Raw genomic sequence first — 12,519 nt, forward strand, 5'->3', positions numbered from 1 at the left:
GCGTGCACGCATCATCGCATGCAGCGGCCATAGCGTTCAGACTCGGAGCGCTCGAAGAAATCTTACCCGTGCGCCTTTTATACTTGAATTTATGACTCGCCAGATCGCCATCATCTGCACCGGCGGCACCATCGCCTGCACCGCCGATCACACCGGGGCCCTCGTGCCGACGGTCAGCGGCCACCAGCTTGTCGACGCCGCACGGAATTCGCTTGCCGACGACCTGAGCTTTCGCATCCACGATACGCTGCAGTTGGATTCGTCGTCGATTGGTCTGCCAGAGCTGGACACGCTGCTCACCACGATTGCGAAGCACGCCGCTGACCCGGAAGTCGACGCGGTCGTCGTCACGCACGGAACCGATTCCATGGAGGAATCAGCTTTCGCCACCGCCCTGCTGGTGCACGGCGCCCCGGTGGTTTTTACCGGTGCACAACGCGCATTTGACCACCCGGGCACCGATGGGCCCGGCAACCTGGCAGGCGCCATCAACCGGGCGGTGGAATTAGCCGCAAACACACGTGGTTCTGCGAATGCTCAGCCAGCGGGCGTGGCAACGAATACCGTCGAGGTGCATTTCGCCGGTAAGAACCTGCCTGCTACTGCGGTGCACAAACGGCACACCTCAGAACTTGCAGCCTTCACCGCGCACGGCCCTTCGGTTTCAGTAGATGCGGTTTCCGTGGACGCTTCGGCGTTGCCTTCGCCGAGCTCTGCTTCCCCTGCAATACCTGTACTCTCCGGTTATTTTGTGCCCGTTATTGCTGGCTACCCGGGTGCCACCGCGGAGTTGCTGGAGCACGCCGTGGATGCCGGGGCCGACGGTCTGGTCATCGAAGCACTCGGTTCCGGAAACTTGTCGGCCAAATTGGGCCACGCTGCCCAGCGCGCCGTGCAGCAGGGTATCCCCGTGGTCGTGGCCACGCGCGTGCCAGAAGGTGCGGTCAAATTAGCCTATGGCGGTGGCGGCGGCGGTGCTACCTTAGCCGAGTACGGCGCCGTTTCTGCGCGCACTGTGCACCCGGGACAAGCCCGCCTGGCATTGATTATTGCCCTGGCTACCGGCATAAACCCGGAGGAATTATTCCGGTGCTTTGATTAACCAGTCTTCCCACGCCAGCGAATCGAGTGGGTCCGCGGGCACCAGCTGTGGATCGTCGGCGGCAAAGGTGCGGGTTTTACCAGGCCCGGTCGCGCGGGTTTCAAAACGTACCGAAACCACCCCGTGCCCGCTGCCTTGGATCCAGCCATGACCAAAATCTGGGTGAAACACATCCTGGGTCGCGCGCCAATGACTGCCGGGAAGCTCCGGGGCACTGGGCGTGGTATCTCCGGCTTCCCCGGCATCAGTGATCACTGCCCCATCCGCGCCCGGAATGCCGGTGACCATAGTGGGTTCTTCCATACTCAGACCACCGTTTGCGCTCGCGGACACCTGCCGCTGGGCCGCGCGATCGAGTTCTGGAAACAACACGTCTTGCCGGGCGACCTCCAATCCGGAATACCCCACGCCGACTAACCGCACCGGGCCCGTTTCCGCCGGGTAGCGCACGACAGTCCCGGCAAGCGCACGCAAGGTTTCGGCATCGTCGGTGGCATACGGCAGCGTGGCTGAGCGGGTTTCGGTGCGGAAATCCGCCATCTTCAACTTCACCGTGACCGTGCGCGCGCCCCGGCCGTCGGCAAGAAGACGCTTGTGCGCTGATTCCGCGGCCCACCCGACGGCCTCGTCGACCTCAGCGGCGGTGGTGAGATCCTTGGCGAAGGTCTGTTCCGCTGAATGTGATTTCGCCTCCGCTCGCGGGGCCACGGGACGCTCGTCGATGCCGCGCGCCAGGTACCACAGGTCCATGCCGACGGTGCTGCCCAGCGAGATTTTCACCTCGCGCTCGCTCATTTTCGCCAGGTCGCCGATCGTCGTCACGCCAATGGCCTGGAGTTTCGACGCCGTGACCGGGCCTACGCCCCACAGCTTGCCGACGGGCAGCGGGTGCAAAAATTCCAGTTCCTCGTCGACAGGAATGATCTTGGAGCCATCCGGTTTCGCCTGGCCCGAGCCAATTTTCGCGAATTGCTTGCCGGAACCGGCCCCAATCGACGACGGCAAACCGGTGATGTCTTTGATCTCTGCGCGCAGATTATCCGCCCAGTCCTTGACCTCTGCCGCGGTGGCTCCGATGAGTTCGGTTGGTTCCATGAAAGCTTCGTCGATGGAAAGCTGTTCTACCAGGTCCACGCGCTGGTGAATCAGCTCGAATACGCGCTTGCTGGCTGCAGAATACACGGCCTTGCGCGGTTGAATCTGCACCGCACCGAAGCCAATCAGCTGCAGCGCGCGGTACGTCGGCATCGCAGACGACACCCCGAATTTGCGGGCCTCATAGGAAGCACCTGCGACAACTCCCCTGCCATTCATGCCGCCAACGATGACGGGACGGCCGCGCAGAGTGGGCCGGGTCAGCTGCTCGACGGAGGCGAAGAATGCGTCCATGTCGATGTGAATGACCCAGCGCTGCATGCCCTCCAGTCTAGTGGCTCCTAGTGTTGCGTCTGCCGACGGACCAACTCGAATGGGCGCAGTTTATCCATCCATTCTGCTCGGCTGCGTGCTGCAGGCACCATGGTCTGCGCGGGTGCGGCTGCCTGTCCGAGTGCGTGTTGGTAGAGCTTCACCGAAACTTTTCCATTCGTTATTTTTTGCTCATTGCGGGCTAACGCGGGCAGCTGGGTAAGCACATTGGCATCACCGACCCCCAGATAAAACGGGAACGATGCTGCGAACGCTTTTCGGCCTAAATAAATGGAAAATTCGGGATTGGACAAAGCATAATCGAGTTCCTCGGTGTGTCCTTGCGCTGTTGCCTGCACGAGGAACTCGGCATCGGCGAGGTAGGTGCGCTGGGAAATAACAGTGGCGCCTACTCCGGGTTTGTAGGCTAGTTTTTTCGCCGAGGATGCCCGCAGCCCCTGGGTGATGGCCAAACGCCGCCGAAAATCCCATTCATCCTCCCGCGAGCCAATGGTATGAAAATCATCCAGAAACTGCGGTGGGTGATCTTCCCGGACTCGGAAATCAATCTCGTTTACCCACTCCGGCCAATGCCCACGCGGTGCACCTAAAGCAGCAGCCACCATTCCTTGCAAAGCCGATTGCGTCGGTACTGGATTAGTGCGTACTAGGTTGCCAGTCACCGCTGGTTTCGCCCAGGATTGCACGGGCCCGGCGAGCCTGAGGTATACCGAACTAGTCATCGTACACCCATTCGGTAACTGTATCGATAAGCTGGTCCAGCCCTACTGGTTCCACACCTGGAAGTGCTCCTGCCAACTCAGGATAAGTACCCGACAGCGCTTCAACCGGGCCAAAGTTGCTGGCATCGAAGGACCGTGCTCGCTGGTATTGTTCACCCAACGCATTCACGGTGGATTCTAGGAAGCCACCGTTTTTCGCGGCCGTCACCGGAGATTCAAAGTCATAAGCGGTGCGGTATCGCTGTTCTTCGGCGAAAACGACTGCTGGCAGCGTATAAGGTGCAGTGGAATTTTCCTTACCACGGGGCTGGCCGTAGACAATGCTGCGCACGAGCTCTTTTACGTTGTCACGCGAGTCGGGATTATCGAACGCCGACCAGCTCCGGCGTAGCTGGGCTTTATCGATGGTGACTGTGCGGTAGAAAACTCCGCTGGTGTATTGGCTGACTCCCAAGAAGGTGGCGCCGGTCTTGTTTTGTTCTTCGTAGCGGTCGTCGACGGTGGAAAAATAGTCCGTGTCGATGCTTGCAGCGTGCGTGGTTACTGCCGGTGAAACGCTCAGGGCGGCTTCCGTGTTGTTCTGCGGTGAATTGGCAAACATACGACCAAAAGCAGAAATCGCCAGTGAGCCGGTCTTGGTACCGTCGATGAAATCCTGCACTTCTGCCTTTTCAGCATCTTCCTGCGGGCTGAGAATTTCTACCACGGTTTGCGCGGCGGTCTCAATTTCTTCTTGTGATAACCAAATGGAGCGGTTCGATTCTTTATCAGTCGATTCCGCTTTCGTCAGCTTGCCGACGATTGCTTTCGCTTCTTTTGCAACCTTTTTCTCATCCAATTCAGCATCAATCTGCTTGACACGTTCGGCGATGGCTTCGCTGAGTTCACCGGAACGTACCGACAGATCCAAAGATGCGGTTTCATAAGCCTTACGAATTCCGCGTTTGATGGACTGCGAGGAGTGTAGAGCCCGCAGGGCGCCGCCTTGGTTCACGCGCTTCGGGGTCCCCGTATCGTCGCGGTTCAAGTTACTAAATGGGATCGGAGAAATGATGTGCAGGGTCAAGTGGTGAGACATGGTGTGTTCCTTTCAGGAATTTAAGCGGTAGTTTTATGGACTTCTTTGGTGTTGTCGTCGGGAGTCACCGAGAAGTACTCGCGCAGTACCTTACGACGTACAGCCTGGGATTCTGCGCTAAAGCCATTGCCCCAGCGCAGCATCGTGTGGAAGAGGTCGAAATAATCCAGCGCCGGGACATTATTTTTATCTGCAGCCAGTGCCATAATGCGCCCGATATTGGTGATGGCTTCTTCTGCATCAAGTGCATGGAGAAATTGCAAACGCTTGCCGACGGCATCCATGTTGCCGGGATCAACGGCAAAGTTTTGGCCATTGCTGTTGGCAAGTACGGCAGAAACTCGCTGGGCCCACGCGCCCAAGCTGTATTGTTTTCCGCGCTGTTTGGATTTTTCTGCGGCAGGAATTTTGTCGTATTCCGCCACTAACGCGAATAGACGGATGAAGATCGTTTTCTGCGTATCGTTCGTGTCAGCCGGAAGATACGGCAGTACGTGTGGGTAGGCGTAGTACTCAGTAAAAGGAGACAGGCCACGGCGTAGTTCGGCTCGTTTGCGACGCCACTGCGGCTGGTGTGTCTCTCGTGCTGCTTGGCGCTGCCGCAAAATTGCGCTTAATTCCTTTTGCCACATTTCCGGTTCGCTATGTGGTGGGTATTCGGTCATGATTTCTCCTGTGAAGTATTGCGGTGCTTTTTCGATATCCCCCATAAGCGCCGCTGCAGGTTGCTTCGGACAAAAGCAATTCGGGCTGGTTCTTGCAGGGAATGTGGGTTAACTACTTCGTCAAAGGCCTCCAACCCCGCGTGCACGCACCGTTCTGTAAGGTTGGCCGGCAGCTCAAACGGAGATGGTTCATCATCAGTGCTCTGATAGTTTTGCCGGATTTCTTGCAGGATATCGACGTAGACAGCGCGAATCTTGCGCCAAAAAGCTTGTTCGATATCACCTCGACGGTCCGCGAGATCGTCGAGGTATACCAATGCCGCTGTGGAACTTGGCTTTCGTCCAAATGGTGTCCGGACGGCAGCATTGAGTTGTTGAATATATTTTGCTTGTGTTTGCACGTCACGCCGCAACCAGGGATCAATAGCAAAAGCCCACACTTTTTGGTCAGTCTCAAAAATTTCACTGGCTCGGATATTGGGTGAACTTGCAGTACCTGCGATGTAATGACGCACGAAAACGACTGGCACTTCGTCCGGAGCACGATCCAAGATTCGCGGCAGCCGTGGTTGCAATAACGCTCCGGTCTTACCTTCTGCTGCCCACTCAACTGCTAGTTCTGTGCCATCCCGGCCGAAATCAAGGCGTTGTACTTTAAGTTGGCCTTGCTCATCGGGCATGTACAGATAAAACGGATCATCCTGGTTACGCGTATCCCACCACTGTTTTCGGGTTTCCTTAGTGGTTCCCATTTCAGATTTGCGATACCACTCCTCCGGGATACCTCCCGTGCGAACGCCATGGAGTTCTTCGCCCTCCCAGTAACAAGCCGGCGCATTCGAACTCCAGGTAGCAGCCCACAGTGGATGGGCAATCTGCATCTCGCCGTCATCAACCAACGATTGTTCGCAGGTACGGTCGGCCCAAGCTGGCAGGCCAGTACCTTCCACCCAGTGCTTAGGAATTAATCGTAGTAGCGTTGCGAGATCGGATTCGCCTCGGATAAACGCTTCCGTCGCGGTGTAATCTGCACCCACATAACGCATTGCGGGTGCACCCATCTGGCATTTATCACCGTCGTACGCATTATTGCCTGCCATGGACATGTGGTGATACGTCACCAGTTCCAGCACCGCTTTTTCCAGGGGCAATGAACTCGGTGCGCCCACGCCGAGGTTCCAATACGTCTCTGCTTCATCCGGCGGCATGGACGGCGAAAGCTTTTTCACGGGTTGCTGCTGCGGCCCCAACGCCCGCGCGGTATCTTTGGGCCCTCTTGGCGTCTTTGCCGGACGTTGCATGAATGGCTGCCGTTCAGAAAACAAGTCACTTCCCGGTTCCACATCTTGTAATGCGGCATCGACAGCATGCTCCGGAAAACCAGACTCAAGCAATGCCCGTGAGCGAACTTTACGGGGCAAGTTGTCAACGTAACGCAGTGCGACTGCCGCGACGGACGCTGCTAGTCGGAGCTGTGCGGTATAGCGAAACCCAGCGATGTCTTTGTGTAGTGCCCACTCTGCGCGATGGCAATTCAGTAAATACTCACGCAAGCTTGCGTGCGATTCTTGCGTTACAAGAAATCGCACATCCGTTAAGGCGTTTATCCCCATGCCAGAGAACTCATTTCTTCCAGTTTTTCTGTGAAACACTTCAAGTTTTTCTGATAAACATAAGATTAACAGGATTATAGCGCGGCACCAAACAAGAAATTATGAGTTATAATAAAAACACCCGGGTCTTCTCCCGGTATTTACCTCCGCTAACGCGGAGAAGTGAGTTCAAACCAGAAACTATGACGAAACACCTCCGCCGACGCGGAGAACGCATTTAGTATAACGCCAGACCTCGTCGCCAAGAAGGAAAATATGTCAGCCGAAGTTCACCTCTCAAAAATTCCCGTCCATTCCCTCTTAAGACACAATAATGAGCATGCTAAACACGCTTGGGACATCAATTCACCAACATTTCGGCACAGAGCTGTCATGTCATTATTTGGCGCTCTGTCAGGAAAATCCGTACGGAAAGATGCCAACATATTATTCCGGCTGGACGCACTACCAGGTCAAGCCCCATTCTTTCTGGTGCAGTCCTCGGTGGCTCCGGAAAATATCGAGAAATTTGACGGTGCGCTGACCAAACACATCTCTCTGCCAGAATTACAGCATGGTACGACGGTCAGTTTCCGGATTACCGTCAATGCCGTCAGGCGCCGCACAGTTGAAAGCGGCGGCAAAAAGCGTGTACAGGTAACCCCTGTTCCCATTGAAATCGACGAAGACAGCGACGACACAACTGACTACTCGCAAAACTTAGAGATGTGGCTGAGCAACAAACTTGCCGGCGCTTTACACGGCGTGGAGATGACAAACCACGTACGGGAAGTCTTGCAGGATGCTCCTCACACACGATCCGGAATGACGCTTCAGCTCGACACAATTGATGGCATCGGAATAGTCGAATCACCCAAAAAACTTGCTGCTTTTCTGTTAGAAGGCGTCGGACGCGAAAAAGCCTATGGCTGTGGTTTCTTAACGGTGCGGGCGCTGTCATGAGCACACAATCAGGCGACACCATATGGGCTAAGCGGCACGGACTCGATTCCAGTTATCCGCTTATCCGTCATTTGCTGGACACCGCGGCTATCGCAGAACAACTGTTCTATCACTGGCTGCGCCCAGGGCTGCAAGAGCAAATTACTCAGGCATTGGGCGCAGAGGCACCGCGGATCGTCGCTGCGATAGCGGGTATCCACGACATAGGAAAGGCAAATCCGCTTTTCCAAGGCCAGCTCGCCCAATCTGGAGAGGTTTGGCAAGCCGTCCGCGACCAGATTGCACGGGAAGAAAACGTAGATTTTCCTCCCGCCGCGCGGAGTAACAGATGGGCAAAACTTGCTGCGCTTCGCAGGCACGAGCAGGTCTCTGCCTTATCGCTGTCGGATATCCGTTTAGACGAGCTGACTACTGGCGAGGCCTGGCACATCCTGCCTGCGCTGGGTCACCATGGATTCTTTCGGCTTCCGTTGAGCAATTCACGGGACCGCAGATTGGATAGCGCTACCGTCGATGATTGCCTGAACTTTCCAGGATGGAAGGAAAAACGGGAGGAAATTTCCGCGCAGTTTTACGACGCTTTAGGCATCGATCACGGCACTCTCCCGGAGCAAGCACCAGTTACGGTGGGTTTGTTGCTCAGCGGTTTGACTGTTCTTGCAGATCGCCTGGCCTCCCACACCAACTGGGTACAGCGCTCACAAGCTGATCTCCAGCAAAGTACCATTCCAGCAAACGACTATGCAGGCTGGTTCGCCGCACAGAAATCGCACGCACCAGCGCATATTAAACAATTTCTTGGCATTTACGAAGGCTGGCCCAGACAAGAAGCTGCCCAGGACGCTATCCTCGGTCCAGGCCGTGAGCCATACGAGGTGCAGCGGCTAACGCGTGACAATGACGCTGGTCTCGTTGCCGTCATGAGTGCAACAGGTAGCGGTAAGACGGAAGCTGCGCTGCTCCGTCATGCTCGGCGCCACGAACGGTTGCTGTTTTTACTTCCGACGCAGGCCACCACGAATGCGCTCATGCGACGTGTGCAAAAGGCGTATTCCAGCACCAGCAACGTCGCTTCACTGGCTCATTCACTGGCGTCGATCGAAGATTTTTACACAACTCCCGTGACTTCATTCGATGATTCCACGGATCATGCCGAACCCTCAATGCAGCAAAATGAAGGGCTTTTCCCCTCATCTTTTGTTCGTTCCGGCATCTCGCGACTGTTGGCGTCGGTAAGCGTTGCCACCGTCGACCAATGCTTGAAAGCGGGATTACCCATCAAATGGCTGCACCTAGTGCTGCTCGCTCTAGCAAATTCGCACATTGTCATCGACGAAGTGCACACCCTTGACCATTATCAGATGAAATTGCTGGGCCCCGTGCTCGAATGGGTGGGGGCAACCAACAGCCGCGTCACTCTACTGACAGCTACTATGCCGCGATGGCAGTTACGCGAAGCATACCGTGCTTATACCGGAACAGATTTTACCGACGATTTCGGTTTTCCAGCCATAGCCTCATCAGCTTTGCCAGCCTCATCAGCTCCACCGCGTAGTAAGTCCGTACAAAGTTTTTCTAGCCCAGCCTCGAAGACTCTTTTGGAAGTTGAAACTTCCACGGCCAACAGCACGGTCTCCGCGCACGTGTCGTGGGCACAACACCAGCGCCAGGCACACCCCGATGCGCGCATCGGGATTATCTGCAATCAAGTCGCCTGGGCACAAGAGGTGGCACGCGAACTGGCTGCCGACGGGCACAAAGTTATTCTTCTGCATTCGGCCATGACAGCCGAGCACAGACGCATCAACGCGGAACGCTTGACCAGCAGCTGCGGCCCGAATGGCGACGGCAAGGGGCTAACCGTAGTGGGAACCCAAGCCATTGAAGCTTCCTTAGATATTGATCTAGATATGCTGTCGACCGACCTGTGCCCCTCCTCGTCTTTGCTTCAACGCCTTGGGCGCTTATGGCGTCATGCAGATGATCATCGCTGGTCTCGAATACCGAAAGCTCCGCATAAAATGGTTCGAATCGTCGCCATGGATTTCGCCAAAGGCGGTGCGCTGCCCTATTACGAGGCAGAGATGGAAAAGACTATGCAATGGCTGAGCAATCATAAAGAGATTTGTTTCCCCGATGATTGTCAACCATTCGTCGAAGCCGCCACCGTGAGCATGAAAGATCTGGAAAGGGCGGACGCGACTGCTGCCGAGTACGAACAAAATGCTGCCCACCTTCTACAACGCTCGAAAGGCAAGCAGCGTTCATACTCAATGTCCCAGCTTCTGGATCCGGAGCAATGGCTGGACGATCTGTCCCGAGAGTTGCGCGCGGAGGAAGGCATGCTTAGCCCTGACGCGGATGAACTACGCACCCGCGATATTGAAGAAGAATCTGTTCAAGTGATCATCGGAAGCAGTGATTCCCAATTACCTGGCGCGTGGCCTGGCACCCCAGAAGAGTTACTGAGTGTTGACGGCTCCGATAAAACTGCCATCAGGCAGGCGATGAAAGGCTCAATGCCTATTCGTGCTCGTAAATTTGCACAGATTAGTGAGCATTCGACCTCGCTTGCAGCGGCGAAGACGATCCTCAGTCGTTATGTGTTTGTGCCTGCCGACGGCCTTTACGACGCTTTCTTGGGATTTATCGGACCCCAGCCGGAGGCATAACATGGCGTATTCGGAGCAAGCGCTCACATTCGCGCAAATTCCAGCTGACCATCAAATCCGCTTGGAAGACCGCGTCAGTTTTCTGTATCTAGAATATTGTCTCATCCGGCAAAACCGCACAGGCGTCGTCGCTTATTCACAAGATAATGACAATAAGCGTGAACAGGCGATTCAGATACCAGTCTCCGGGATTGCGGTGTTGCAGCTAGGGCCTGGCACTAGCATTTCCGCGGCAGCGATGACCTCGTGCACGCGTGCAGGTGCCACTGTACTTTTCACTGGCGGCGGAGGAATCCCGTCGTATAGCTATTCGGTCCCCTTGACACAGTCGGCCCGCTGGGCTATCGCGCAAGCCAAGCTTGTGTCTTCAGAAACGAATCAGCGGAAAGCGGCTGTGTATCTCTATCGTAAGCAGCTTGGTCTTGAACTCGACCCCGAAGAATCCAGCATTAAGGTGATGCGCGGCATCGAGGGACGGATGATGAAAATGAAATATCAAGAGCAAGCTCGTAAATACGGCATCAAGAATTTCCGACGCCGTACTGATGCTGAAGATCCTGTTAACCAGGGGCTTAACCTCGCCAACTCTTTGCTTTATGGTTGCGCTGTGGCAGCGTGTAATGCCATCGGAGTTAATCCTGCTCTGGGAGTGATTCATCGCGGCAATATTCGGGCTTTATTATTTGATCTTGCGGATCTTTATAAACCGCAGTTATCAATTCCCGCAGCGTTTGCTGCCGCACAGGAAGACAACCCTGCTGAGGCACTACGTCGTCGCGTCAGAACGGAGATTCACGGAAATCAAGTTCTCAAAGAGATGTTGTCTACGCTCATGCATATTCTGGAGCCGCACTTACCCGCACGCGATGATGACCGGCTAGTAGCAGGGCGCGGTGACGAGGTTTTGGGACATACTCAATATGGGAAAGATAAATAAATGTTTTTAGTATTGACTTCTACTTATCTTCCTGACCATCTGCGCGGGTATTTGAGCAGATTCCTGATAGAGGTGGATCCCGGTGTTTATGTCGGCAATATCTCTCGCAGGGTGCGCGACAATATTTGGAAGCGCTGTGCCGAAGCAATCGATCGCGGCAGCTTAACCATGATCAACAGCGATTCCAGTAGAGAGCAAGGATTCGCTGTTAACACTCTTGGTCCGCAGCGCAAAAATATAATAGACTTAGATGGCATGTTGTTACCCGCGACCTTATCGGCTGTAGCGTCACAAAACGACGCCAACCGCTAAAGTTTCCGCAGGTAACGCAGTCTCTTCTCCGCGCATGCGGAGGTAATTCCTCTAAGGCCGCGTTAGGTGAAGCACTGTTGCCCTCTTCTCCGCGCATGCGGAGGTAATTCCTTCAAACGCTACAACACCCCAAAAGCGCAGCTCTCTTCTCCGCGCATGCGGAGGTAATTCCGATGTTCCGGGAGGGCCGGATTAGTCACGATGCTCTTCTCCGCGCATGCGGAGGTAATTCCCCGTAGACCCTGTAGTTATTCATGTGAATATCCTCTTCTCCGCGCATGCGGAGGTAATTCCGAAGTCAAGCGGCTTATTAATAGGTGGATGCACTCTTCTCCGCGCATGCGGAGGTAATTCCGAGGCAAAAGCTGTGGACCCGCACCAAGCGACCTCTTCTCCGCGCATGCGGAGGTAATTCCAGCAACGGCGTGATACTGCAAGCATGTCTTTCCTCTTCTCCGCGCATGCGGAGGTAATTCCACCATGGAAAGGAACCGCTAATGCACCTCATTCTCTTCTCCGCGCATGCGGAGGTAATTCCATGGCAACGCCGATCACAAGGTGGCTCAATCGCTCTTCTCCGCGCATGCGGAGGTAATTCCCAGGCATGCTCGGCGCCTTCAACCGCGCCTACCTCTTCTCCGCGCATGCGGAGGTAATTCCTTAGACCATGGCTAAGAATCTGGGAACAGCAGCTCTTCTCCGCGCATGCGGAGGTAATTCCGAAGACTACTTGGCACAAACGATTAAGCGCGCCTCTTCTCCGCGCATGCGGAGGTAATTCCTGGGTAAAAGAAGCCGTTTTTGCTGCGTGGGACTCTTCTCCGCGCATGCGGAGGTAATTCCAATGTTTTCACCCCATTCATGGAATGGGGTGACTCTTCTCCGCGCATGCGGAGGTAATTCCCGCGCGGCTCCGTATATAGAAGAGCATGAAAACTCTTCTCCGCGCATGCGGAGGTAATTCCGGTATACGCGCGGCGGCTGCTAGGCCCGTGAACTCTTCTCCGCGCATGCGGAGGTAATTCCACACTAGATCGCGATTTTCCAA

General features: G+C 55.3%; 10 protein-coding genes and 1 CRISPR repeat array (1 of these 11 running past the window's edge). Of the genes, 5 read left to right on the forward strand and 5 right to left on the reverse strand.

Features of this window, described 5'->3' with window-relative positions:
• The first annotated feature begins 91 nt into the window (after nt 1-91).
• A complete protein-coding gene (locus ACP8MI_RS07040; RefSeq protein ID WP_249605917.1) occupies nt 92-1,102 on the forward strand; it encodes an asparaginase in 1,011 nt (336 codons plus the stop codon).
• Here ACP8MI_RS07040 and ACP8MI_RS07045 read toward each other — a convergent pair.
• The 5 genes from ACP8MI_RS07045 to ACP8MI_RS07065 are packed head-to-tail and all read right to left on the reverse strand — an operon-like array spanning nt 1,082 to nt 6,608.
• Nucleotides 1,082-2,518 carry a DNA polymerase IV gene (locus ACP8MI_RS07045; protein ID WP_049149142.1) on the reverse strand — a complete coding sequence of 479 codons (1,437 nt, stop codon included), beginning with the start codon at nt 2,516-2,518 and terminating at the stop codon, nt 1,082-1,084. The two genes, ACP8MI_RS07040 and ACP8MI_RS07045, sit on opposite strands and share 21 nt — an antisense overlap.
• Before the next feature lie 20 nt (nt 2,519-2,538).
• A complete protein-coding gene (cas5e, locus tag ACP8MI_RS07050) occupies nt 2,539-3,252 on the reverse strand; it encodes a type I-E CRISPR-associated protein Cas5/CasD (protein ID WP_049149143.1) in 714 nt (237 codons plus the stop codon).
• Nucleotides 3,245-4,330 carry a type I-E CRISPR-associated protein Cas7/Cse4/CasC gene (cas7e, locus tag ACP8MI_RS07055; RefSeq protein WP_049168635.1) on the reverse strand — a complete coding sequence of 362 codons (1,086 nt, stop codon included), beginning with the start codon at nt 4,328-4,330 and terminating at the stop codon, nt 3,245-3,247. Before cas7e ends, cas5e begins: the two co-directional genes overlap by 8 nt.
• A gap of 20 nt (nt 4,331-4,350) precedes the next feature.
• A complete protein-coding gene (locus ACP8MI_RS07060) occupies nt 4,351-4,995 on the reverse strand; it encodes a type I-E CRISPR-associated protein Cse2/CasB (protein ID WP_049168634.1) in 645 nt (214 codons plus the stop codon).
• The gene (locus ACP8MI_RS07065) at nt 4,992-6,608 is read right to left on the reverse strand and encodes a type I-E CRISPR-associated protein Cse1/CasA (protein WP_425654237.1); all 1,617 of its coding nucleotides are present in this window, start codon (nt 6,606-6,608) and stop codon (nt 4,992-4,994) included. Before ACP8MI_RS07065 ends, ACP8MI_RS07060 begins: the two co-directional genes overlap by 4 nt.
• 255 nt (nt 6,609-6,863) lie before the next feature.
• Between ACP8MI_RS07065 and ACP8MI_RS07070 the strand changes: the two genes are divergently transcribed.
• From ACP8MI_RS07070 to cas2e, 4 genes are read left to right on the forward strand one after another with little or no spacing between them, the layout of a single operon-like run.
• On the forward strand, nt 6,864-7,550 hold the full coding sequence (locus ACP8MI_RS07070; RefSeq protein ID WP_147578965.1) for a type I-E CRISPR-associated protein Cas6/Cse3/CasE: 687 nt from the start codon (nt 6,864-6,866) through the stop codon (nt 7,548-7,550).
• A complete protein-coding gene (gene cas3 / locus ACP8MI_RS07075) occupies nt 7,547-10,222 on the forward strand; it encodes a CRISPR-associated helicase Cas3' (RefSeq protein ID WP_425654240.1) in 2,676 nt (891 codons plus the stop codon). Before ACP8MI_RS07070 ends, cas3 begins: the two co-directional genes overlap by 4 nt.
• 1 nt (nt 10,223) lies before the next feature.
• Nucleotides 10,224-11,159 (forward strand): type I-E CRISPR-associated endonuclease Cas1e, encoded by a 936-nt coding sequence (gene cas1e / locus ACP8MI_RS07080; RefSeq protein ID WP_284590023.1) that lies wholly within the window; start codon nt 10,224-10,226, stop codon nt 11,157-11,159.
• Entirely contained in the window at nt 11,160-11,471 is a 312-nt protein-coding gene (gene cas2e / locus ACP8MI_RS07085) for a type I-E CRISPR-associated endoribonuclease Cas2e (RefSeq protein WP_049149155.1), read from the forward strand.
• Nucleotides 11,472-11,492: 21 nt separating this feature from the next.
• A CRISPR array of direct repeats spans nt 11,493-12,519; the repeat unit is 29 nt; unit sequence CTCTTCTCCGCGCATGCGGAGGTAATTCC; it runs 1,688 nt beyond the window's last position.

This window comes from Corynebacterium sp. LaCa_70 (assembly GCF_058182015.1).